The 23136-nt window shown below is 62.3% G+C and carries 26 protein-coding genes; 14 read left to right on the top strand and 12 right to left on the bottom strand.

Annotated elements, in window-relative coordinates; translation table 11 throughout:
* Nucleotides 1-4: 4 nt before the first annotated feature.
* Nucleotides 5-1129, bottom strand: coding sequence for an efflux RND transporter periplasmic adaptor subunit (locus tag E4M07_RS14395; RefSeq protein ID WP_136659032.1), 1125 nt, complete (start codon nt 1127-1129; stop codon nt 5-7).
* Nucleotides 1130-1235: 106 nt separating this feature from the next.
* Nucleotides 1236-2129, bottom strand: coding sequence for a LysR family transcriptional regulator (locus E4M07_RS14390; protein WP_136659031.1), 894 nt, complete (start codon nt 2127-2129; stop codon nt 1236-1238).
* 97 nt (nt 2130-2226) lie between these two features.
* Here E4M07_RS14390 and E4M07_RS14385 point away from each other — a divergent pair, with 97 nt between their 5' ends.
* Nucleotides 2227-3555 (top strand): aminotransferase class I/II-fold pyridoxal phosphate-dependent enzyme, encoded by a 1329-nt coding sequence (locus E4M07_RS14385; RefSeq protein ID WP_136659030.1) that lies wholly within the window; start codon nt 2227-2229, stop codon nt 3553-3555.
* A gap of 2 nt (nt 3556-3557) precedes the next feature.
* Here the strand turns inward: E4M07_RS14385 and E4M07_RS14380 are convergent, their stop codons facing one another.
* Nucleotides 3558-3944, bottom strand: coding sequence for an SH3 domain-containing protein (locus E4M07_RS14380; protein ID WP_136659029.1), 387 nt, complete (start codon nt 3942-3944; stop codon nt 3558-3560).
* 69 nt (nt 3945-4013) lie between these two features.
* Nucleotides 4014-4646 (bottom strand): LysE family translocator, encoded by a 633-nt coding sequence (locus E4M07_RS14375; protein WP_136659028.1) that lies wholly within the window; start codon nt 4644-4646, stop codon nt 4014-4016.
* Between the two features lie 117 nt (nt 4647-4763).
* Between E4M07_RS14375 and E4M07_RS14370 the strand changes: the two genes are divergently transcribed.
* Together E4M07_RS14370 and E4M07_RS14365 are read left to right on the top strand one after the other, a co-directional pair.
* Complete coding sequence (locus E4M07_RS14370) at nt 4764-5423, top strand: class I SAM-dependent methyltransferase (protein ID WP_169054221.1); 660 nt, start codon at nt 4764-4766, stop codon at nt 5421-5423.
* A 93-nt stretch (nt 5424-5516) separates the two neighbouring features.
* Nucleotides 5517-5909, top strand: coding sequence for an MAPEG family protein (locus tag E4M07_RS14365; RefSeq protein ID WP_136659026.1), 393 nt, complete (start codon nt 5517-5519; stop codon nt 5907-5909).
* A gap of 10 nt (nt 5910-5919) precedes the next feature.
* Here the strand turns inward: E4M07_RS14365 and E4M07_RS14360 are convergent, their stop codons facing one another.
* The 3 genes from E4M07_RS14360 to E4M07_RS14350 form a co-directional block, all read right to left on the bottom strand.
* Nucleotides 5920-6936, bottom strand: a complete 1017-nt coding sequence (locus E4M07_RS14360) for a M12 family metallopeptidase (RefSeq protein ID WP_136659025.1) — start codon at nt 6934-6936, stop codon at nt 5920-5922.
* A 22-nt stretch (nt 6937-6958) separates the two neighbouring features.
* A complete protein-coding gene (locus E4M07_RS14355) occupies nt 6959-8737 on the bottom strand; it encodes a caspase family protein (RefSeq protein ID WP_136659024.1) in 1779 nt (592 codons plus the stop codon).
* Nucleotides 8738-8893: 156 nt separating this feature from the next.
* Nucleotides 8894-9448 carry a sugar O-acetyltransferase gene (locus tag E4M07_RS14350; protein WP_136659023.1) on the bottom strand — a complete coding sequence of 185 codons (555 nt, stop codon included), beginning with the start codon at nt 9446-9448 and terminating at the stop codon, nt 8894-8896.
* Between the two features lie 110 nt (nt 9449-9558).
* Here E4M07_RS14350 and E4M07_RS14345 point away from each other — a divergent pair, with 110 nt between their 5' ends.
* Both E4M07_RS14345 and E4M07_RS14340 read left to right on the top strand, forming a co-directional pair.
* Nucleotides 9559-10146 (top strand): NAD(P)H-dependent oxidoreductase, encoded by a 588-nt coding sequence (locus tag E4M07_RS14345; protein ID WP_206057270.1) that lies wholly within the window; start codon nt 9559-9561, stop codon nt 10144-10146.
* An 84-nt stretch (nt 10147-10230) separates the two neighbouring features.
* The gene (locus E4M07_RS14340; protein ID WP_136659021.1) at nt 10231-11607 is read left to right on the top strand and encodes a metallophosphoesterase; all 1377 of its coding nucleotides are present in this window, start codon (nt 10231-10233) and stop codon (nt 11605-11607) included.
* A gap of 31 nt (nt 11608-11638) precedes the next feature.
* Here E4M07_RS14340 and E4M07_RS14335 read toward each other — a convergent pair whose 3' ends face one another.
* Complete coding sequence (locus tag E4M07_RS14335) at nt 11639-12235, bottom strand: LysE family translocator (RefSeq protein WP_246660453.1); 597 nt, start codon at nt 12233-12235, stop codon at nt 11639-11641.
* Nucleotides 12236-12305: 70 nt separating this feature from the next.
* Between E4M07_RS14335 and E4M07_RS14330 the strand changes: the two genes are divergently transcribed.
* Nucleotides 12306-13115, top strand: coding sequence for an AraC family transcriptional regulator (locus tag E4M07_RS14330; protein ID WP_136659020.1), 810 nt, complete (start codon nt 12306-12308; stop codon nt 13113-13115).
* An 11-nt stretch (nt 13116-13126) separates the two neighbouring features.
* Here the strand turns inward: E4M07_RS14330 and E4M07_RS14325 are convergent, their stop codons facing one another.
* From E4M07_RS14325 to E4M07_RS14315, 3 genes are read right to left on the bottom strand one after another with little or no spacing between them, the layout of a single operon-like run.
* The gene (locus E4M07_RS14325; RefSeq protein WP_136659019.1) at nt 13127-13921 is read right to left on the bottom strand and encodes a VOC family protein; all 795 of its coding nucleotides are present in this window, start codon (nt 13919-13921) and stop codon (nt 13127-13129) included.
* Nucleotides 13914-15209 carry a chromate efflux transporter gene (chrA, locus tag E4M07_RS14320; RefSeq protein ID WP_136659018.1) on the bottom strand — a complete coding sequence of 432 codons (1296 nt, stop codon included), beginning with the start codon at nt 15207-15209 and terminating at the stop codon, nt 13914-13916. Before chrA ends, E4M07_RS14325 begins: the two co-directional genes overlap by 8 nt.
* Before the next feature lie 3 nt (nt 15210-15212).
* The gene (locus E4M07_RS14315; RefSeq protein ID WP_136659017.1) at nt 15213-16031 is read right to left on the bottom strand and encodes a sulfurtransferase/chromate resistance protein; all 819 of its coding nucleotides are present in this window, start codon (nt 16029-16031) and stop codon (nt 15213-15215) included.
* Between the two features lie 217 nt (nt 16032-16248).
* Between E4M07_RS14315 and E4M07_RS14310 the strand changes: the two genes are divergently transcribed.
* Entirely contained in the window at nt 16249-16890 is a 642-nt protein-coding gene (locus tag E4M07_RS14310; protein WP_136659016.1) for a LysE family transporter, read from the top strand.
* Between the two features lie 7 nt (nt 16891-16897).
* A complete protein-coding gene (locus E4M07_RS14305) occupies nt 16898-17407 on the top strand; it encodes a GNAT family N-acetyltransferase (RefSeq protein WP_246660451.1) in 510 nt (169 codons plus the stop codon).
* Here the strand turns inward: E4M07_RS14305 and E4M07_RS14300 are convergent.
* On the bottom strand, nt 17395-18270 hold the full coding sequence (locus E4M07_RS14300; protein WP_136659015.1) for a LysR family transcriptional regulator: 876 nt from the start codon (nt 18268-18270) through the stop codon (nt 17395-17397). The two genes, E4M07_RS14305 and E4M07_RS14300, sit on opposite strands and share 13 nt — an antisense overlap.
* A gap of 124 nt (nt 18271-18394) precedes the next feature.
* Here E4M07_RS14300 and E4M07_RS14295 point away from each other — a divergent pair, with 124 nt between their 5' ends.
* The 6 genes from E4M07_RS14295 to E4M07_RS14270 all read left to right on the top strand — a co-directional run bounded on the left by E4M07_RS14295 (nt 18395) and on the right by E4M07_RS14270 (nt 23077).
* Nucleotides 18395-19150 (top strand): class II aldolase/adducin family protein, encoded by a 756-nt coding sequence (locus tag E4M07_RS14295; RefSeq protein ID WP_136659014.1) that lies wholly within the window; start codon nt 18395-18397, stop codon nt 19148-19150.
* 7 nt (nt 19151-19157) lie between these two features.
* On the top strand, nt 19158-20192 hold the full coding sequence (locus E4M07_RS14290) for a fatty acid desaturase (RefSeq protein WP_169054220.1): 1035 nt from the start codon (nt 19158-19160) through the stop codon (nt 20190-20192).
* 15 nt (nt 20193-20207) lie between these two features.
* Nucleotides 20208-20522: a non-heme iron oxygenase ferredoxin subunit gene (locus E4M07_RS14285; protein WP_136659012.1), complete on the top strand. Its 315-nt coding sequence runs from the start codon at nt 20208-20210 to the stop codon at nt 20520-20522.
* An 85-nt stretch (nt 20523-20607) separates the two neighbouring features.
* The gene (locus E4M07_RS14280; protein ID WP_246660450.1) at nt 20608-21108 is read left to right on the top strand and encodes an Rrf2 family transcriptional regulator; all 501 of its coding nucleotides are present in this window, start codon (nt 20608-20610) and stop codon (nt 21106-21108) included.
* Nucleotides 21105-22046, top strand: coding sequence for an NAD(P)-dependent oxidoreductase (locus E4M07_RS14275; protein ID WP_169054219.1), 942 nt, complete (start codon nt 21105-21107; stop codon nt 22044-22046). Before E4M07_RS14280 ends, E4M07_RS14275 begins: the two co-directional genes overlap by 4 nt.
* 59 nt (nt 22047-22105) lie before the next feature.
* The gene (locus tag E4M07_RS14270; protein WP_136659010.1) at nt 22106-23077 is read left to right on the top strand and encodes a helix-turn-helix domain-containing GNAT family N-acetyltransferase; all 972 of its coding nucleotides are present in this window, start codon (nt 22106-22108) and stop codon (nt 23075-23077) included.
* Nucleotides 23078-23136: the final 59 nt, after the last annotated feature.

Here is a 23136-nt window from a genome sequence, read left to right as displayed (position 1 = left end):
GTACTCACGCTCCCGTTGCCGGTGCCGGCGTCTCGCTCGGCGTACGGAACGGCTGGTCCGTTCGGACGGCATTCGTGCCTTCGCTGACCACGCTGTCGCCGGCCGCGATCTCACCGTCGACAAGCACCTGGCCGTCCTTGCGCGCGACAATGGAGATGGCTGTCCTCTCGGCCGTGTTTCCATTGGCCTTGAACACGTACGATCCGTCCCGGTCCCACTGGACGGCAAGCGACGGGACGCTCGGATAGCTGTTGCCGGCGAAGGACAGGGACACCTCGAACGACATGCCCGGCCGGATCAGGTCGTCCTGATTGGCAATGGTCCCCTGCACTGTCAGGGTCCGCGAAACCGTGTCGATGCGGCTGTCCATGCCGCTGATCGCGCCGTCGAGGACAAGGCCGGGCAAGGCGGGTGTCGAGAGCGTCATCGGCTGGCCGTGCGCGATCTGATTGGCGAAGCGCTCCGGTACCCGGAATTCAATGAGCAGGGTCTCGCGCTCGTCAAGCGTGGTCACCGGTGTCGCCGTCGTCACATAGTCGCCGACGCCCACATCGATCAGCCCGACCTCGCCGGAAAAGGGTGCAATAACGGTGCGTCTTGCGAGCGCGTCCTCGGCCTCCCGCAGATCGAGCCGGGCATTGGAAAGCGCCAGTGCTGCATCGCTGAGCTGGACGTCCGAGACGGTATTGCGCGCGGCGAGTGTCTCGAAGCGCTGCAGTTGCGCCTCGGAGTCCTCGACAGCAAGACTGGCCCGGTCAACGGCAAGTCGCTGCACCTGGTCGTCGAGCTGGACGATGACGTCACCCTGCTCGACCCGTGCACCGGAGGCGGCATTGACCTGCGAGACCCGTCCGGCGACTTCCGGATACAGCGTCGCCCTTTCGATTGCCCGGGCCGTGCCGACCGATTTGACCATGTCGTCCGTGGTCGCCGTTTCGACCGTCGACAGGACCACGAGCGGCGCAAGGCGCTCGCGGACGCCAGCCTGTCCGCCGCCTGGGATTCCAGCCGTCGCGGCACCAGAGGAAAGGCCGGGCACCGCGCCCGGACCATAGGAAAAGAGTGCAAAGCCGATGGCGAAAACCATCAGCAAAATCAGTGATATAACGGCCTGCTTCCAAAATGCCATCACGGCTGTTCTCCAAGACTATTCTGTCCTTTAAACGGGCGGCCGAAACAATCTGGTCGCTCTCAACGGATTAAACTTTTGTAATGAAGCCCCGGCGCCAGCGGGATCAGTCCGGAACCGATTCTTTCAATGCGGCCACGACAGCGTCCAGCAGGGAATTGGCGCCCGGAGGGTGCGCAGATTCCAGAACGAGCTTCCGGCCAAGCGTTGCCGGGGTGTCGAACAACGGCACCAGCCTGCCGGCATCCAGTTGCCGTCTTACAAGTGCTTCGTGGCCGATCAGCACACCGGCACCATTGACGGCTTCTTCAACGGCAAGCGCGTATAGCGAGAAGCTTGGCCCGTCCGTGTCCACCGGCAGGTCGGGAGCCAAATGGGCAAGCCAAAGCCGCCAGTCATCCGGCCAGGAAGCGTCGTGCAGGAACGTTGCGCCGGCCAGATCGGAGACGGTCTCCAGACGCCGCGCAAGTGCCGGTGCACAGACCGGAAAAATCACGTCGTCAGCGATTATGACGCTTTGAGGCGGTACAGAATTTTCATCGACATAAAACAGGCTCAGATCGAAAGGTTCGCGGCGAAGGTTAGGCGGTTGTTCCGTTGCCGTTACAGAGACAACCAGCAAGGGAAATTCCTTGCGTATGGCGGGAAGGCGCGGCGACAGCCACAATTGCGCCAGGCTGGGAAGTGCCGCGATGCGGACTTGATGCGGCACCGTCGCGGTCCGCATGGCCTGGACAGCTTCGCCGAGTTTATCAAACGCGGTGGTGAAATCACCTGCGATGGCAGCGCCCGCCGCAGTCAGCCTGACGCCTTGCGAACGCCGTTCGAAAAGGTCTGCCCCTGCCCATTCCTCCAGGACCTTGATGTGCTGCGCGACGGCACCGGGGGTTACGCACAGTTCTTCCGCTGCGGCGGCAAAGCCGCCCAGTCTTGCCGCCGCTTCGAAGGCGCGCAACGCGTTGAGCGGCGGGCCCTTGGGCCTGCGTGGCGATACAGCCATTTCGAGACTCAGTTTTTCTACGCCTAGCTTTATAAAAACTGGTTTGCGCGTCCGCATCAAGTCTGGTTGATTTTCGAAAGACACGAAGGGGTGACCGATGACGGCGCTAAAAAACAGGAACTGGGTTCCCGATCACTGCGAAAAAATGGTCCAGGCGTTTGCCGGGCAAACCGCCAACTCCGATGCGGCGGCGCTCGCCGACCGCTTATCCGCGCTGATCGACAAAAACAGGGACATCCACGAACGGGAGTGTTTCAACCTGAATCCGGCCACGAATGTGATGAATCCCCGCGCCGAGTCGGTGCTTGCCGCCGGCCTCGGTTCGCGGCCGTCGCTCGGCTATCCGGGCGAGAAATACGAAATGGGGCTGGAAGCAATCGAGGAGATTGAGGTCATCGCAGCGGAACTTTGTGCCGAGGTTTTCAAAGCGAGCTACGCAGAAATCCGCGTCGCATCCGGTGCCATGGCAAATCTCTACGCGTTCATATCCACATGCAGGCCCGGCGATGCGATAATCGCTCCCCCGGCGAAAATCGGCGGACATGTAACGCATCACAATGCCGGATGCGCGGGACTCTACGGTCTGGAGATCCACGAAGCGCCCGTCAATCCGGACGGGTATACGATCGACATTGAGGGACTGGCCGAACTCGCCGGCCGTGTACGGCCGAAGCTGATCACCGTTGGCGGCAGCCTCAATCTCTTTCCGCATCCGGTCCGGCAGATCAGGGAGATCGCCGATACCTGCAATGCGCTGGTGTTGTTCGATGCGGCCCATCAATGCGGCATCATCGCCGGCGGCGCCTGGCCGGCACCTTTAGAAGAGGGTGCGCATCTCATGACGATGAGCACCTACAAGAGCCTGGGCGGGCCGGCCGGCGGCCTGATCGTCACCAACAGTGCCGATCTTGCTGAAAAACTCGACGCAATCGCGTTTCCCGGGATGACAGCCAATTTCGACGCCGCGAAATCGGCAGCGCTGGCGTTGACCATGCTCGACTGGCGCGAATTCGGTGCAGCCTACAGTGAAGCGATGATCGCCCTTGCGCGCCGGCTGGCCGAAGCGTTGGATGCCCGTGACGTACCCCTATTCGGCAAAGAGCGAGGCTTTACAGACTCACACCAGTTTGCCGTTGAGGCGGGGCGCTATGGCGGTGGCCAGACGGCGGCAAAAAAACTGCGCAATGCGGGATTCCTCGCCTGCGGGATCGGATTGCCGATCGCCCCTGTGCCCAACGACGTGAACGGACTTCGTATCGGCACACCGGAATTGACGCGCTGGGGCGTCGGGCTGGACGACGTCGAGGCACTGGCGGACCTGATCGCCGGCGCCCTTGAGGCCGATGCACCCGAAACGCTGGCTGCGGAGGTCCGTGCACTGCGCGCGCGGTTCAACCGTCTGCATTTCATCCACACCGGCCGGTAGTATCATCCGGCAATGATGGTGACGTATTTGCCGAATACCCAACCGGTGGAGCCGGGTCCGTCATAGGGACGGTTGTTGCGGACCGGCGAACAGGAAATATTCGGCGAGCCGTAGGCAATGCCGTACCAGCCGTTGTTCTCGTCGAAGACCCAGACGCGGTCGTTGGTGTGGATCTTGTCGAGCATGTGATGACCGGTACCGGGTCCCGCCCTTACGGCCAGGAAATTGTCACCCTTCGGATCAAGACCGGTGACGGCACCGACCGCGCAGGTATCGAAATCCCCGTCCGCCCAAATCATGACCGGTACATCCAGTTCGTCGCCTGCCATCGCCAGCCCGGCAGCAAGTCCGCCGGTAATGAGTAGCAAACCGCACAGCAATTTCTTCATCCACCTGCCTCCTCGGGGTTGATGGCCTCTTCTACCACAACGCGCGATCAATTTCTGTTTTCAGTGCCATTACGGGGTCACCGGATTGCGGGCGTCGGCCAGGATACGCCCGCCGATGCCGATGAAACAGACACCGGCGGCGCGCTCGATCCAGTGCCGGGCGTTCTGAAACCGCCGGATGACCGGCGCAGACGACATGAAGAGGCTGACCAGCGCATACCAGACCAGCGCGCTGCAAAAGACGAGAACGATCATCGCCGACATTAGCCACACAGGCGTCGTCCCGGTCACGGCCGTCGCAAAGACGCTGGCAAACAGGACAATCGCCTTCGGATTGGTCAGCGTTACGAGAATGCCGAACAGGAATGCGCTTCCTCTTTTCCTCTGACTTTCGTCCGAAACGTCGATCGCTTCGGGCTTGGAAAACAGCAGCCTGATGCCGAGCCAGGCAAGGTAACAACCGCCCAGAACCCTCACCGACCAGGCAAGCCATTGATATTCGACCAGAATGGCCGACAGACCGAGAAGGCTGAGCGTCGCGTAAAGCGCCAGTCCCGTCGAAACGCCCAGCGTCGTCATTAGTCCCGCACCCGCGCCGCGGGTCATGGACGAGCGCACGACGGCGATGAAATCCGGTCCGGGCAGAATAAGCGCGGGAAGAAAGATCGCGAAGACCGCCGCCAGTACCAGCCACTCGTTCATCTTCCAATACTCCCGGTCGTTCTGGAGCCGCGCAATTGCGCCGCCGGTCTCGATAAGGCTATCCTCTTTTTGCCAGCTCGGGCAAGTTCGCGCATACGGACAAGCGGGGTGATGCGAATGAGCAAAAAGCCGATTTCAGACAACGAGATTGTCGACGCGGCCCTCCATCTCGACGGGAATCCGGAGACCATTCGACGCTTTTACGACATCTGGGCGGAGAAATACGATCAGGACGTCGTCGATATCGCCTATTCCGGTCCGCGCATCGTCGCCGGGCTGGTGGACAAGCATGCCGAAAGGCTGCGCGGAGCGGACCGCAACGCGCTGAGAGTGCTTGACGCCGGCTGCGGAACCGGCCTGTCGGGAAAAGCGCTGCATGACATCGGATTCCGGGAAATCCACGGATGCGATCTGTCGCCGGAAATGGCGGAGCGTGCGGAAGAACGCGGCTGTTACAAAAGCGCGGTCGGCAATGTCGACCTGATGAAGGCCGACGCGCAATACGAACGCGCAACCTTCGATATCGTCATATCCGTTGGCGTGTTCACCCTCGGCCATGTGCCGCCCGAAGCGCTCGGGGTCCTGGTCGACCTTGTCAGGCCCGGCGGCATTATCGCGCTGTCGACCCGCGTCCAGTATTACGAAGAAAGCAACTACCGCGATGTGGCGGGTGCGCTGATCGATGGAGGCCGCATACGCCTTCTCGAGCAGCTCTCGGACGCCAATTACTGCAATGATGGCGCCGGCCACTTCTGGGCCTATCAGGTCGCGCGGTAATTTGCCGGCGCTGCACCCGGCACGGCGCGGTAATCCGATTGACCGCAATACACGTAATGCAAAGGCGAACCAGATACGGGAGCCTTTGCCGCTATGTATGTCACTCCGATCTTTGCCGGCGGCCTGACCCTGCTTTACGTCTACCTTGCCGTGCGTGTGATCACCACCCGGCGGACGGTGCGTATCGGGCTCGGCGACGGCGGCGACGCCGAGATGCTGCGCTGCATCCGGGTGCACGCGAATTTCGCCGAGTATGTGCCGATTGGCCTGTTGCTGATGGCGATGGCTGAACTGCAATCCGCACCGGCTTGGATGACAGCGAGCATCGGCCTGATCCTCGTCGCCGGCCGCCTCATTCATGCGGCCGGCGTGAGCCGGCAACCCGAGGTTCCCGGCTCGCGGACGCTTGGCATGGGGCTGACATTCGCCGCGCTGATTGTCGCGGCCATGCTCAATCTGGCCCTCGGGCTCTACCAGTCCCTTTAGCGTTGCACCGCTAGTAGGCGGTTACCATGATGCGGTATTCGCCGGTCCGGTGCGGGTTGTAGTGACGAATGGCGGCATAATAGGTGCCCGGCCGCAAACGGGCCGCTATCCGCGAATTCTGGCCGCGCCCGCCGTCGTCGTTCTCGGCGATCTTCTTCGTCTTGCTGTCGGGTCCGAATAGCACCATCACGACATCGGTGGAGCCCGTGGTCTCCACGATATGCATGCCGTCCTCCTTGACCTTGAAGCTGTAGAGATCCTCTTCCCCGGCCTCGGAAATCGCCGCCTCTGTTCCGCGCCTGATGTCGAGTTCGGTTATGTCGCTTTCCGCGCCGCCCCTGCCCGGATACATCACGGCGCTGGCGACGAAGGCCTTGTCCTGTTCCGACAGGTCACTGTTCTCGCTTGTGGCGCCCATATTGGTCGTCCAACTGTCGGGGAATGCGTAGAGCATGACCGAATGCGGATCGAACTCGGTGCCGTGCACCTGGTCGGCGCTGTATTTGTTGAGCACGTTGTGGCGGATCGTCGCCTCGTCCCAGAAATTGGGCGGACCCGACAGGTCTTCGATGACCTGCTGCTCGTTCCAGACGATACCGCCGTCCGGGTTCTGGTGCTCGTGGCTGAGGCCCGCCATGTGGCCGAATTCATGCAGGATGACGCCCTGGTCCAGCCAGCCAAGATTGAGCGTCGCCGCGTGCAGCGGTATTTGCGCATTGTCGGTGCCCACATAGGACCAGGCACCGTCATTCTCATCGAAGGTGACCCGGATCTCGGCGCGCGGGTCGTCCGTGAATTCGAAAGTCAGGTTGGCGTAGTCGGTCCATTTCGGCGCGATCGACCGCACCATGTCCTGTTGGTCCTGCGTTCCGCCGAGGAAGCGGATACGCAGTGTGCTGCCATTGGCCCACTGCTTGCCGATCAGGCTTATGGCGCGCTGGCGGCCGCCCACCATGCGCGTGCGCTGAACCCTGACGAGGTCCTGCGGCAGGATGCGGTCGTAACACATATGTTTCGCTGCTTGCATGCCTAATTCCTCCTGCGTCTCGCTAGTTCTTGGTGTTGAAGAGCGGCTCGTCGTAGCGCATTCCGGGCGCCACGAAATTGGGCACCTGGTTGTCGGCGATCTGCTTGATACGGTGGGTGGTCAGCTGCTCCAGACGCACCAGATCGGCGCCAGTATGGTCCGGATCGCGCAGAATGCGCGCCAGTGAATAGGAGAACGCCCCGTAGGACGTGACGCCGTGGCGGTATTCATAGGCAAGCTGGTGCTCCTGGCAGGCCTGCAGGATCACGGGCAGATAGGGTCCGTGGTGCTCCAGTTCCTCGCACTTGGCATTGAAGGCGCGGTTATCCATGGTCAGCAGGTCGGTCGAGCGCATCAGGCGCCGCTGACCGTCCTCGCCGAGATAGCCGATCTTCCTGACGGCGCGGTTGCCCTCCAGATCCAGGTTCTGATCCGGCGGCCGGCGCGTGACCCAAACACCGTTCTTCGCATCCCAGCGCATGGTCCGGTGGCGGATGTCGTCCGGCGGCGTCAGCCCGCGCGGCTTGGCGCCGCCCGCCCTTGTCATGCCGCCGGAATGGCAGCAGTCGAGGATCGCGGTGAAGTGCGCGCCGTAGGGAAGCTGGCTGTAGAGATCATGGAACCGGTCGTCGGTAATGGCGCGCTCGCGACTCCAGTCGAAGTCGTAGGGAACCAGGCACTCATCGACGCGGTCGACCGTCTCGTCCGCGCCGTAATCCGCGAGTTGACTGCCATGACCGGAAAAGCACAGGATCCGGTGCTGACCCTTCCTGGTGCCCTCGAGCAGCCATTCCAGGCGCCGCCAGATCTCGACGGCCGTCGCCCGGTGATCGAGCAGCAGCCTGATGTTCTCTGACTCATACCCGTGTTCCTGAAGCAGCTCGCTCATCAGGAACGCGTCGTTGACACAGCCGTCGAGCCGCATTTCAGGATCGTCATAGGCATTGATGCCGATGATCAGCGCCCGCCGGTCATGGCTGCCGCCGCGGCGCACTTCGCCGCGCACGGCGCGTGCCTTGGTGCGATCTCGCTTGCCTGAAAGCAGATCCGACCAGACCGAATGCGTGACGCCCTCATGTTCCAGGTAACGCGGCGCGAAGTGATCGGTCACACCCGGGATATCGAACGTCGTGTCGACCTCTTCGAAACCGTCGTCGGCGAGTGGGATGCGGGTCGTCAGCACATCGTCGTGAATGTTGAAGAGATGGTACCAATAGGCCCCGTCCAACGGCTGAATACGGCCGGCGAACTGGGCCCGGACAAAGGGATTGCCGATCTGAGAGCCGAAGCTGACGAACGTCCTGTCCTTCACCAGCGTGCGGTGCGCGGGATGCCGGAACGTGTCGTATGCGATCAGGCTGCCGAGGGAATGGGCAAATATCACTTGCGGGTCGAGCACGTTGATGTGCTCCTCAAGTGCCGATCGGAGCTGTTCGCGCAACGCCATGTTGTCGGCCCACTGAACCACCATTCCGGCGGTCCAGCGAACGGAGTCGCTGAGACCGCGCGCGGCGCGCGCGCCGGGCCGGGGCAGCGCGCGCTCCCTCGGCGACAGCAGATCGCCGATGCCGTGAACAAGGCCGCTGGCGGCCAGCTTGGTCAGTGCCGCCAGCGTGCTTTGCGGGGTGATATTGAATGCCTCGAAGATGTGGTCGTAGAGGAAATAGGCGACTTCCAGTTCGACCGGCTTGCCGAGCCGGGCGAGCGAGCGATCGAGCGCGGCTTCCCAGTTGTCCTGCCACGCTCCGCCGTTCGGATGGTGTCCAACACCATGGATGCAAGTTACTTTTACTGCAGGCACAAGGTCACTCCGCAGTATTTTATCAGTATTTCAGCTAAACCAGTAATTGCATCCTACTATTGATCACCAATTATGTCTACGCCGTACTATAGTCCGTGAGCAATTTTTATTACGTGTATTCATTCGTGACCGCCGGCGCCGGCGTGCGCAAACCCGTCAGGCCGACCCGATCGGCCGGGCCGGGTTGCCGACGACGGTCGCGCCGGCCGAGACGTCGCGCGTCACCACACTGCCCGCCCCGATGATGGCGTTGTCGCCGACCGTGATGCCGGGGAGCAGGATTGCGCCGCCGCCGATCCACACATTTGCGCCGACCGTGACCGGCTTTGCGATCTCCAGACCGGCGGCGCGCTCGACTGCGTCCTTGCTGTGTTCCGCACAATAGATGTGCACGCCCGGCCCCAACATCGTACCGGTCCCGATCCGGACCGGCGCCGTGTCGAGGATGACGCAGCCGACATTCATGTAGACGCGTGTTTCGAGATAAAGGTTGTAGCCGTAGACGCAATGAAACGGCGCCTCGAGGCGGATACCCTCGCCCGCCTTGCCGAAGAGGGCCCTGAGTTCCGGCGCGATATCGCCACGCTCCCGGGGGCTCATCGTGTTGTGACGGTGAACAGCGGTATAGGTTTGCTGCCGAAGGCCATCCAGCTCTTCGTCCACGCAGCAATACATCTGCCCGGCCTGCATTTTCTCGCGTTCTGTCGCCATTGGCCCTTCCACTGTTCCTGGAACAGACTTCGCGATGGTTTGCGTTGGGTCAAGAACGCGCGGCTGTTTGTCCTCTATTTTGATAGCTGTCCAGCCAAGGAAGGCACGGGATCATGGCGAAGATCGCAATCATACAGGGACACCCGGATCCGGGCGGCAACCGGCTCTGTCACGCACTGGGAGACGCCTATTCGGAAGGCGCCGAGGGCGCCGGGCACACCGTCACCATGATTTCCGTCGGCAATCTGGATTTTCCGCTGCTGCGCAGCCAGTCGGAATGGAACGCCGGGGCGGCCGGAACGCCGCAGGGCCTGGTCGATGCGCAGAAATCCTGTCTCGAAGCCGATCACATCGTATTCATCTATCCGCTCTGGCTTGGAACCATGCCGGCGCTCCTGAAGGGATTTCTGGAGCAGGTTTTCAGGCCCGGCGTCGTCATGAGCGAGGGCGACTCATTCCCGAAGGCGAAGCTGAAAGGTAAATCGGCGCGCATCGTCGTCACCATGGGCATGCCCGCCCTCGCCTACCGCTACTTTTTCATGGCGCACAGCCTGAAAAACCTGCAGCGCAACATCCTCGGATTTGTCGGAATCGGCCCGATACGCAGCACCCTGTTCGGCATGGTTGAACAGGCAAGCGATGCCAGGCGTCAGACCTGGCTGGACAAGATGCGGGCGCTGGGTCGCGCGGCGCGGTGAATATTTGATCCTGCGCCCCGCCGATTGAGCATCGGAGGAATTCGGATAAACTGCGGGTTTTTTCGATCAACGACTGTGCAGGCGATGCAATCCGGACCCGGCGACAAGAACCGAACTCCAATCAGGTCCCTCGTTCCTCAAGGATCGGGCCACCAGTTTGTCGTCTGCGGAGACAGCTGCTCCGGAGTTCCGGGAACAGCCCATGAAGCAACGCTGGCGCGGGTTAATTCCGTCATCTCCCGGATGACACCGGCGCCCGAGTTCATTGCCTTCCTTGGTGATGAGATCATGGGTCTGGTCAACGACGAGAAGGCCCTCGAAGCACAGTGGCGGCACTGGGACGGCACAGAAATGCGCCGCTTCCGGGATCCGAACATCCCGATTTACAACACCACCGGAAACCACACGGTCTTCAACGCCTTGAGCGAGCGGGTTTATCAGGAAACGCATGCGCACCTGCCGCAAAACGGTCCGGCGGAACAGAAGGCGCTCTCCTATTTCGTCCGGCGCGGCGACCTCTTGATGATCTTCGTCAACACGATGTGGCGCGGTCTGGGTGGAGAGGGTCATGTGGAGACCGAATGGCTCGCCGAGGTGCTCAATTCGAACGCGGACGCGCGCTGGAAATTCGTTGCCGGCCATCACCCGGTGTTCCCGGTCAATGGCTATTCAGGACCCTACCAGCGCACGATCGGCGACGAATACGCCGCGCCTTTCCGGGACCTGCTGGTGAGGCACGACGTCACCGCCTATCTGTGCAGCCATATCCTCGCTTTCGACGTACAGGTCCATCGGGGGGTGCTGCAGATCACGACCGGCGGCGCCGGAACGGCGCATCTTTCGCCGCGGGAGTTCGAGTATCACCATTTCGTCCAGGCCTGCGTCGACGGCAACGGGCTGCGCTATCAGGTTGTCGATGAGGCCGGCGTCGTGCGCGAGCGGCTGAACTGGCCGCCTGACGTGCCGTCCTCCGCAGGTTGGCCGGATCGGCAATTCAGCATCCCGGCCGGTCAAGCCGGCCCGGATCGATTCATTGTTTGGCGCCTGCGCGGCGACCTGGCCGCCGGCTACAGCGGTGAACCCCAGAAACTGCTTGCCGCGCCGTCAAAAACCGGAGCCTACACATCCTTGTGGATCGGCCTTGTCGGACGGAGCCGCCGTCTGACCGTGAGCCTGCAGCCGCAGGCGGATCGAAGCCCGCACTATTGGCACGGGCCGACATTCGAAAGCGGCCCGGATTTCGATGTCCAGGTGGCCCTTCATTTCGGCATGGGGCCGGGCGGAATCCTCTGGCGCGACGGCGACCGGTCACCTTGGAATTCCATGGATGGGGCCTCCGCGTGGGGCGCCGAGCGGCTGAAGGATTGCGATTTTGCGAAACTCTGCCTCGGCAGCTCTGAAATATTGGAGGCACCGTTCAGGGGCCGGAACCTGGACGTGTCCTGGTTCGCTTTTCCGTGACCGCCTGCCGAACGATCCGGAATTCTGCCGGTCAGGCGACAAAGACGGCCAGTGCCACAGAGGCAACAAGCAGCAGCGCAAACACGATATTGGCAATCCGCCCCAGCTTCGGGTCCCGAAGCAGACCGGAAAAGGCCGATCCGAACAGCAGCCAGGCCGAATTCACGATGACAATGACGGCAAAGAGCACGGCAAATTTAGCCATGGCATCGTGCAGCAGGCTGGATGGGACGAGCTGCCGGCCCGAGTAGACGGCGCCGATGGCAGCAAACGCCTTCGGATTGGCGAGCGCGAGCATGAATCCGCCGTAAACCGACGGTGATGCGGATAAGGACGGATCCGCGCTCCCGACCGGCGCCGTCGCTATGCGGTATGCGAGATAGAGTATGTAGGCCGTCGCTGCGGCAGTGATCACGCCCACGAGCGCCGGCTGCGCGGTGATCAATCCCGATACGCCGGTCGCGACCAGGATCAGTACGGTCGCTGTTCCGGCGATGATGCCAAGCAGGTAAAGCAAACCGCGCCGGGCCCCGTAAGCAGCGCCGATCGCAGCCAGGCTCATGGTTGCCGGACCGGGGCTGCCCATCAGGGGAAACGCCGCCGCAATCAGCAGAATATACTCGCCCACCGTTGCCTCCGGTTACAAACGGAAAGAAAATAGCCGCCGCCTGTAAAATGCGTCTTGAACGATCGTGCAGATGACCACGGAACGACCGCAAAGCACTTTTGAGCATCGCGCCGCTGCGCCGGGTGTTGACCGGGCGCGAGCCTTTTTCCGAGATATCGCGTTCTCGCCGCATCGCCACGACACCTATGCGGTCGGCTATACGACCCGCGGCGTCCAGACATTCCGGTACCGGGGAAAGGGCCGATACTCGCTGCCGGGGGACGTGTTCGTTCTTCATCCGGACGAAGTGCATGACGGCCGGCAAGGCGACGACCGCGGCTATGGCTACCGGATCGCCTATATCGATCCGCAGCGGATCTCGGAAGCGCTGGGCGACGGCAGCCTGCCATTTGTGGATTTGGCCGCCTGCAAACGAGCCGAACTCGTAGACGCGATCGGGGGTTTCTTTCCGGACACGGCTGAAAACGGCGACCCGCTGTTCGAGGCGGGCGCGCTCACACGGCTTGCCGACGCCATGCATGCGTGCTCCGCGAGACTGCCATACGCAAAGGTGGATCGGCCGGCGATGCGGCGCGTTCGCGATCATCTGCTCGAGTTGGCGCCGCGGTCGGTTTCTATGACCGAGCTCGAAGTCGTGCACGGTTTCGACCGGTTCTCTCTGGCCCGGCAATTCCGGCGGGCGTTCGGCGTGTCGCCGCACCGGTTTGTCACGCTGCGACGGCTCGACATCGCAATGGGTCATATCCGGGACGGCAAGTCGCTGGCGGACGCCGCGCTGTTGTCGTGTTTCGCGGATCAGAGCCATATGACCCGGCAATTCCGCGGCGCCTTCGGCCTGTCGCCCGGCAGATGGAGAACACTGCAGTCTCCGGCCGGATAATTTCGGAACCGTCAGAGCCAGCCGAGCATGTCGTCCGGGCGCAGATAATGACGGCTTCCGCCAATGTCGCTACGCCATCCGAAGCCTGCAAATCCGGCTTCGTCGCGCCCGCTGTCCGGCTCGGATATTGTTCCGCCAGGAACATGCTGCAGTTCAAGCAGCGCATAGGGGCGCGCCCAAAGCCACTCCCGATTGGCGACTGATTCAAGATCCGGGTCCGGTAGAACCTCATCACTCCAGCAAAAGAAATAGAGGCAAAACCCGTAGTCCGTCACCGGCTGGACCGAAATCAGCCGCATGCCCAGCCGACCCTCCAGATCGGCCCGGGCGGCAGCAATATCGTTCACCCGCAGCGTGATGTGGGCGAGCGTGGCCTGTCCGCCGACCGGATGGCCCGTCCCTGCCGGTTGCGCCCTGCCCTTAAAGCCGTGCTGTAGCAGCTCGATCGCGAATCCGGCCGGATCGCGCAGGTGACTCATATAGCCGATATCGCCGAACTGCCGCGGCTCGCTGACGGCAAGGCCGCTTTGCTTGAGGTGATTAACAGCATGATCGAGGTCGCGCAGCGTGATGCCGATTTTCCAGTAAAGTCCGTCCGTCCGCGCGACGTAAGGTTCGTCCGCGCCGTCCAGCAGTTCCAACAGACATTGTTCACTGTCGTAACCGAGTAGCGGCTCGTCGGCGGTTCCGAAGTTCCGCATGCCCAGCACTTTGCAATAAAAATCAACCTGTTCGGCCGGATCCCGAACACGAAGGCAGTGACGGGCGATGACATTTTCCGGCCCTTTCGGTGATTGATCAGACATAGCTCAGCAGCAGACCGCAGGCGGCGGAAATCGCCAGGACCCGCAATATGTCCCAGTGCAGGCGCAGCAGGAGCACGCCGGAAAGGACGGCAAGGATGATGACACGCCAGTCCAGTGTCGCCACCTCCGGCTGCCACAGCGTCACCGGCCCGTAACGCTCGGCGGACACCTGCGAAAAGGCCACGTGCAGCGCGAACCATATGGAGAGGTTGAGGATGACGCCGACGACGGCGGCGGTGATGCCGGAAAGCGCGCCGCGCAGTCGCGGCTGTGCCCCGATCCAGTCGATATAGGGTGCGCCGGCGAAGATCCACAGGAAGCACGGTGCGAAGGTCGCCCAAAGCGTCACAGCCGCGCCGGCAATCCCGAGCGCGATGCCGCCTTCGCCGAAGGCCGACAGGAAGCCGACAAACTCTGTCACGAGGATCAGCGGTCCCGGCGTCGTCTCGGCAAGCCCGAGACCGTCCATCATCGCGCCCGCCGAAAGCCAGCCGTACTGGTTGACGACATCCTGCGCCATATAGGCAAGCACCGCGTAGGCGCCGCCGAAGGTGACGACCGCAAGCTTGGAGAAGAATCGGCCGAGTTCGGCCAGTATCGGCTCGCCCGATAGCGCGCCGACGGCAAGGAGCGGCAGCCACCAGACAGCGAGCCACAGCACGACAGTACGCAGGGTGCTCATGGTCGGAACGCGGCGGGCGGCGTGGTCTTCATGATCGGCCGGGTCGGAACCGGCAAGGAACCCGTAGAGCGCCGCCGCCAGAATGATCAGCGGGAACGGCAGGTTCAAAAAGAAGATGCCGACAAAGGCCAACGCCGCGATCATCCAGTGTCGCGGCAGGTGCAAAGCCTTCTTGGCAACCCGCAGAAGGGCCTCCACCACAATGACCAGCACCGCCGCCTTGATGCCGAGGAACAGCGCGCTCACCAGCGGCACATCGCCGACAAGCGCATAGATTACGGCAAGTGCCAGCATGACGGCGGCGCCCGGCAGGACGAACAGCAAGCCTGCGATCAGACCGCCGACGACCCCGTGCAGGCGCCACCCGGCATAGGTGGCAAGCTGCATGGCCTCGGGACCGGGAAGCAGCATGCAAAAGCTCAGCGCGTTCAGATACAGACGCTCAGACAGCCATTTCTTCTCCTCGACCAGAACGCGGTGCATGAGCGCGATCTGCGCGGCCGGACCGCCAAAGGAGAGGATGCCGATGCGGGCAAAGGCAGCCGTTGCTTCGGAGAGCGAAGTACCGTCACCGGCCGCGGCACCTGGCATGTCGGAAGCCGTCATACCTCAGTTCCTCGTCACTGCGGCTGGCCAGTCGTGGCCCTCGTCTGTCGCGTCCCGGCACCAGCGGTAGAAGGCATCGTAAAGGAGCATCCCCGCCTCAAGCTGCTCGAGGTCGTCACGGTACATGCGCGACAGGCCGAGGGACGCGGCAAGCAGCCCCGAGGCCTCCGGCGCAAGATCGTGCCGGTTCGTATCGGCGCCGCGCACGATCGTCGCCAGCCGCTCCAGCGGCTCGGTCGCAAGCGCGAATTCCTCGACCATCGCATCGAACGTACACTTCTCGCCGCGGTGGCTCCAGAACACGTCCTCCACGTCGAAAGGCGTCGCTTCGAACCGATCGGCGACCGCCAGGACCTCGGACGGGGCGACGAAGAGGAACTGCGCGTTCGGGTCGACAAAGCGCCGGATCAGCCATGGACAGGCGATACGGTCGATCTTCGGTCTGTGCCGTGTCACCCAGACAGTCCGGCCTTCCCGATTTGCCTCCGGTAGTTTTCCGGTCGGGATCAACGGCAATGCGGCGTCGCGCCAGGCGACAAAGCCGCCCTGGAGGGTCTCGGCGGACAGGCCATGGTCGCGCAGCACGGCCGCGGCCCCCTGGCTGAGTTTCAGCCCCTTCTGGCATGAGACGACAACACGCCGTCCCGCAAGGCGCGGCGCGAGCGTGTCCATGCGGTCGAACGGATGCCGTTTGGCTGATGGGATCAGCCGCGGATCGGCGTCGAAGTCCTCGTCAACACGGACGTCGACGATCGCCGGAGCGTCCGGCGTTCCGATGAGACGTGAAAGTTGTGGGACCGTGATTTCGGTTGGCGACGGCATGGCGCATCCTTCCCTTGTTCGGTTGTGGTCGGATACGAATCTTGGGCTGTCGCCTCACGGGGCGTTCGCTGACCCCATGGGTTATCATTCGCAAAAAAACGGCGACGGCGTCAAGTCGCAGCGCTTTTTTTGGGATTGTTTACTTGCCGCTTGCCAGCGCTTCCGGGATATGGCACGGTTCGGAACATAATGTGAACATCAACCTGGTGGATTTCCCGTGGAACAGATTTCCGTCTACCTGCCCGGCATTCTCCTTGCCTATTCCGCTTTTTTGCTCGGCATCGCCAGTCCAGGACCCAACGTGCTGGCGATTATCGGAACATCCATGGCCGTCGGCCGTCAATCCGGTATTGCGCTCGCCTATGGCGTTTCGCTCGGATCGCTCTGCTGGGCATTGCTGACGGCGTTCGGCCTTTCGGCGATCCTGGCGACATACGCCTCGGCCCTTTTGGTCATCAAGATCGTTGGCGGTCTTTATCTCCTGTGGCTGGCCTACAAGTCGTTCCGTGCGGCAGCTTCCCACCAGGACATGGCGGCAAAGGCGCTCAATGGCGGCAACCGCTCGCCGGTAGGCTATTTTGTACGCGGATTCACCATCCAGATGACCAATCCCAAGGCGGCACTTGCCTGGATCGCGATCATTTCGTTGGGCCTTGGACCTCAGGCGCCGCTCTGGGTGGCATTCGCCATCGTCGCCGGAACCGCAGTCCTTTCGCTGGTATTCCATTTCCTCTACGCGGTCGCGTTTTCGACCCCGGTCATGGTGGCGCTCTATACGCGCGCCAGGCGCTGGATACAGGGCGTGCTCGGTGCGTTCTTCGCCTTCGCGGGGTTCAAGCTCCTGCTCAGCCGCAGTTGAGTCCGCCGTGTCTGACAGTGGATACACTTTCCGGCCGGTAACGGATGCGGACCTTGCGATGCTGCGGCAATGGCTGCAGACGCCGGAAGTGGCACAATGGTGGGGCGACCCCGATCACGAACTCGACCTGATCCGGCGGGATCTTGATAGCGGGAACATCACCAACCTCATCGTCGCGTTCGACGGCAGACCCTTCGCCTACGCCCAGCACTACGACCTCCACGACTGGCCGCAGGCGCATTTGGATCATCTGGCCTCCGGCACACGGGCGATCGACACATTTATCGGCGTGCCTGAAATGCTCGGCGCCGGCCATGGCGCGGCTTTTCTTCGCGCGCTCGCCTGCAGCCTGCTCGAAGACGGCGCGAAAGGTGTCGTAATCGACCCGGTACCGCACAACGCACGTGCCCGCCGCGCCTACGAAAAGGCAGGCTTTACCCTGGTCGAGGAACATCAGACGGAAGACGGCCCGGCCATCGTCATGCATTTTGTTCCGGAGGGCCGTCAGCCCGGGTGAAACTGCTCGAGCACCCAGGCCTCGAACGCACGGCTGGCCGGTGTTTCGTTGTGGGCCGCGGCCGGGATGAGGAAATAGGCTTCCAGCAACGGACGCTCCGTGTCGAACGGCTTCACAAGCTGGCCGGTATCGAGCAGCGCGCCGGCCAGCGTGTCGTGGGCGAGCGCCAGGCCGGCCCGGTTCACGGCCGCCATGATGGAGACCGAATAGGTGGTCGCCAGATTGACCGTGCAACCGCGCGGCAGGGTGGTGCGTCGACCGGCGAGCCAATATTCCCAGTTGCTCTCGACACCGGTGCAGTCGAACAGCGGGTAGCGCGACCAGTTCGCTTCGGAAACATCCAGATCCGGGGATGCGATGGCGTAGCAACGGTCCTCGCCGAGCCGGGTGGCGCCTGGCGGATCGTCCGTCGCGCTGCCGTAGCGGATTTCCACGTCGGCCGCCGGCGCGAAGGACTTCGGATCCCAGACCATGGTCACGACATTGAGGACCAGCCAAGGGTGGCGCCTGTAAAGTTCTTCCAGCCGCGGTGCCAGCCAAAGCACCGAGAACGCCAGATTGCAGTGAATGGTCAGCACCTTGCCACGGTCCCCGCCGATCAGCATGCGCGTGCCTTTTCCGAGCGTCGCAAAAGCCTCCTGCACGCTCGGCAGGTATATCCGGCCGGCCTCGGTCAATTGCAGCGAACGGGTCCGGCGGACGAACAGCGCACGTCCCAGGTGGTTTTCCAGAGCCTTTACCTGCTGGGAAACCGCGGGCTGCGTCATGTTGAGCTCCTGCGCGGCAGCGGTAAAGGACAGTGTCCGGGCGGCGGCTTCAAAGGCGCGCAGCCAATTCAGCGGAGGCAAGGATGAGTCGGCCATGGGTACCCAAAACGATCCATAAGTCAGACTTATGACATTACTTGGAATTTCTCGTTTGTAAATTTCCACGCGCGGGGCAAATCTTGCCCGCGGGCGATTGCGCCGACAATGGCGGGAGGAGATCATGGCCGTTCAGCCGCTGCATTCAGCAGACAGCGAAGAGTGGAAACTGCGTGTCGACCTCGCCGCGGCCTTTCGGCTGGCGGTGCATTTCGACTGGCACGAGTCCGTGGGCAATCATTTCTCCGCAGCCGTCAGCGAGGACGGCAGGACGTTCCTGTTGAATCCCCGCTGGCAGCATTTCTCGACGATCCGCGCCAGCGACCTGCTGTTGCTGCACGCGGACGATGAGGAGACGATGGAACGGGACAACGCACCCGACCCGTCGGCCTGGTGCATCCACGGTTCGGTTCACGCCGCGGTCCCGCATGCCCGGGTGCTGCTTCACTGCCATCCACCCTACGCAACGGCGCTGTGCGGACTGAAGGACCCGGCGCTCAAGCCCATCGATCAGAACACGGCGCGCTTCTTCAACCGATGCGCCGTCGATCTCGACTTCGGCGGCATGGCGGATGAAGCCGAAGAAGGCAAACGCATCGCCCGCGCCTTCGGCAATCACGGCATCATGATGATGGGCAATCACGGCGTCGCTGTTGCCGGAGAGACCGTGGCGAAGGCATTCGAGGATCTCTACTTCCTCGAGCGCGCCGCAAGGACGATGGTGCTGGCCTATTCGACCGGGCAACCGCTCAACGTGATGGACGACGCGCTGGCGGAAAAGACAGCCGCCGCGTGGGAAGACTATGCCGGCGCGGCCGATGCCCATTTCGAGCAGCTCAAGGAGATGCTCGACCGGACCGATCCTTCCTACAGGGACTGATGACCGCATGAATGCACCGGAAACCTATGCCGCCACCAATGCGGCCTCGACAGGTGTATCCATAGACCGCAAGCGGCTGAAGGCCCTCGCACGGCGCACCGACCGGCCCGGACTCGTCTTCATCGCCAAATGGCTGGCCGCCCTCGCCTGCTCAAGCTTTGCGATATGGCTGGCGCTGGGATCCTGGTGGGTCTGGCCTGCAATGCTCGCGCATGGCGTCATCCTGTGCGTTCCGGCCTACGCGCTCAGCCACGAGACCGCCCACGGCACAGCGTTCAAAACGCGATGGCTGAACGAGGCCGTGCTGTGGGCAACGTCGTTCATCTATATCGAGGAGCCGCTGCACCGGCGATACACCCACACCAACCATCACACATTCACCTGGCACGCCGGCAAGGACAGCCAGATGCCCTTTGCCACGCCGATGGACTTCCGGGGCTGGCTGCAGGAGGTCAGCGGGTTCGGCCTGGCGCGTTTCCACATTGCTGCGATGCTGCGACTGGCGGCGGCGCGCTACACACCGATGATGCGCGAAGTCGTGCCCGAATCCGAACTGCCCAAACTCACCCGCAATGCGCGTCTGTTCCTGGCGCTTTATGCGCTTCTGGCGGGCCTCATCGTCTGGGGCGTTGGTTGGCCGCTCTGGTTCCTCGTTCTGCCGCGCGTTCTGGGAGCGCCGGCAATGCTTCTCTTCACGCTGATCCAGCATGTCGAAATGCAGGAAAATTCACCGTCGATCCTGGAATCGACCCGTTCATTCGGAACGTCCCGGACCGGCCGCTTTCTCTACATGAACATGAACCACCATATCGAGCACCACCTCTATCCGCAGGTGCCGTTCTTTGCGTTGCCGGAACTGCACGAAGAGCTCAGGGACCAGTTGCCAAAGCCCGATCCCGGATTCTGGCGCACCAATCTGGAAGTCCTCTCCGTCGTGCTGCGGCGCAGCCTCGGCCGGCACACAAAGGCGCGGTCGATTCGCCAGGCACCGCACATGATCGGCCAAGGCCGGTTCGAGCGCATTGCCGAACGGACCATGTAGGCGCGTGGAGACTACATCGTGACGAATTGGGTAAGAGCCTGCGCAACCGACGCGATCGATGCCGAGGATCTCATCATGTGGGAGCACGATGGCCGTTCGTTTGCCATCTACAACACCGATCAGGGTTTTTTCGCGACCGACGGTCTGTGCACGCATCAGCACTATCCGCTCGAAGACGGTATCGTCATCGGCACGGTGATCGAATGTCCGCTGCATGGCGGCCGCTTCGAGGTAACCACGGGCGAGGCGCTGTCCGCACCGGTTTGCGAGGATCTGAAGACCTATCCTGTGAAAATTGAAGGCGGCTCGGTCTATCTGGCAATCGACTGACTTGTTCCCGGCCCTTGAGAAGCCGCCTCAAATTCATTGACAATTTTTATCATGGATATATTTTATCTATAAATAGGAGACAATCATGAAACTCAGCGACGGTGTTGAATGGGCCATCCACTGCGTGATGCTGCTGGGCGCGTTGCCGCAAACAGCAACGCTGTCGGGTAAGGCGCTTGCGGAGTTTCACGGCATACCGGAAAGCTACCTGCTGAAACATCTCAAGCGGCTGGTCGCCAGCGAAATCCTGGAATCGGTGCCGGGTCCGCGTGGCGGCTACCGGTTGGCACGGCCGCCAAAGGAAATCACCCTGCTCGACATCGTGCAGGCGGTGAACGGCAAGCGCCCCGCATTCCGCTGCACGGAAATCAGACGGCGCGGACCGTGCGGCCTCGACGACAGCGCCTACCCGCGATGCTGCGGCATCAACCGCGCGATGATGCGCGCCGAAGTGGCCTATCGCGACGCCCTGGCGGAAGAAACGATGAAGGGCATAACCGACGAATTCATCGCCAGCGCGGATCCGAGGATTATTCCCCTCGGACAAGGCTGGCTGGCAGACAATATGAGGTCGCCAAAATCATGATCGTCTTTGTAACGGGTGCAACCGGTGTCCTTGGCCGCCCGGTCGTGCAACGGCTTGTCCAAAATGGCCATCAGGTGCGTGCGCTCAGCCGTTCGGAGGCAAACCGATCGGCACTGCAAGAGGCCGGAGCGGTTCCCATGGACGCGGACCTGTTCGATCCGGTTTCACTCGGATCCGCCATTCAAGATTGCGACGCCATCCTGCATCTTGCGACCCGGATACCGGCAACGTCGGAATTGAAGGACCCGGCCGTTTGGGCCGAGAACGACCGCATACGCCGCGATGGCATGCGCAGTCTCATTGCCGCCGCCGAGGGCGCCCCAAGTGTCAAAACGCTTGTTTACCCGAGCATTTCATTGCTCTACGGCGATGCCGGGCCGAACTGGATCTCGGCCCAGAATGCCGACATCGCGCCGTGCGCCGAGCAGCAATCGACCCTTGACGCTGAAGCGCACGTGGCCGCCTTCGCGGAAGGATCGCCTGACCGAAGAGGCATCGTTCTGCGCTTCGGCTCGTTCTACGGCCCCGCGTCACCCGACAGCAGGCAGGCGATCGACATGGCCCGCAAGGGCCTCGCGATGACCACGGCCGCCGCACCGAGCTACAAGTCGCTGATCTGGATCGATGACGCTGCGGCTGCCGTTGTCGAAGCGGTCGAGAACGCACCGAGCGGCATCTACGATGTCGTGGAAGACGACCCGAGCACGCAGCACGAGGCGCTCAAGGCACTTGCTGCCGCGGTCGGGCGCAAGCGATTGACACAGCTGCCGCGGTTCCTGCTTCGCCTCGCCGTGCCCCGGAAACTGCGCGGCATACTTGCCCGCAGTCAACGGGTATCAAACGCGCGGTTCCGCGAAATCACCGGCTGGCGCCCGGAAGTGCCGTCGCAGCGCGAGGGCTGGCGGCGCATGGGCATGAACGCCGAGGCTGCGGAATAATCCACAATCCATCGCTGGTGATTGCCGATCGGTTAATTTAGTTGTATCATACAACTACTATGACACATCTTGCCCCTACATCCGAAAACGACATCGAGACGATCCGGTCGGCTTCGCGTACCCTCGTGCGCGAACTCGGCTTCATGAACCGCAATCTCGCCGAGAGCGATCTTTCGCCTTCCGGCGTACACGCGCTGCTGGAGATCGAAAGCGGCAGCTGCGTCACCGCGAAACAGCTTTGCGACACGCTGCTTCTTGAAAAATCCACGGTCAGCCGCCTCGTCCGGAACCTCGTCGACCGCGGCGAAATACGGGAGGTCGCCGCGCCCCATGACGGCCGGGCCAAGCAGCTCAAACTGACGGCTGACGGCCGGAAGACGCTTGTCGGCATCCACCGGTATGCTGTGAACCGCGTGAGCGGCGCCGTTGATCCTCTTGACAAAGGAAGCCGCGCGACGATTGCCAGCGGTCTTGCAAAATATGCGAAGGCGCTTCAGGCAGCACGCATGGAGGAGCGATCCGCCGAGTTGGACAAGACGATCGTCTTCGCTGCCGGGTATCAACCGGGTCTCATCGGCCAAATCGCAAAAATGCACGGTCTTGCCTATCACGAACTGGAGGGATTCGGTGCGCCGTTCGAGGCAAAGGTCGCCGCCGGCCTGGCCGAATTCTCGACGCGCCTCGAAAATCCGAAAAACGAGATCTGGACGGCACGATCTGGAGGCGTCACCCTCGGATCCATTGCCATCGACGGCGAGAGCCTGGGCGAGAATACAGCCCACCTGCGCTGGTTCCTCGTCGACGGCGCCGGCCGCGGCACCGGTATCGGCAAGCGCCTGCTCGACATGGCGCTGGAACACTGCGATCGCCACGAATTCGCGGCCGTCAGGCTCTGGACTTTCAGGGGCCTCGATGCGGCACGCAGCCTTTATGAACGAAGCGGATTTGTGCTCGAACAGGAGTACAGCGGCAATCAATGGGGCACGCCGCTGTCCGAGCAGATATTTGTCCGAAACGCTGACGGTCGTTAGCAGAGTCCCGGTCCATCTTGGCTGGGTTGGCGCTCCGCCCCATAATGAACCCATTGCAA

The sequence above is a fragment of the Nitratireductor sp. XY-223 genome (genome assembly GCF_004959855.1).
Lineage (GTDB): Bacteria > Pseudomonadota > Alphaproteobacteria > Rhizobiales > Rhizobiaceae > Hoeflea_A.
The sequence above is the reverse complement of the archived record's forward strand: the minus strand, read 5'-3'. Positions and strand labels throughout refer to the sequence as shown.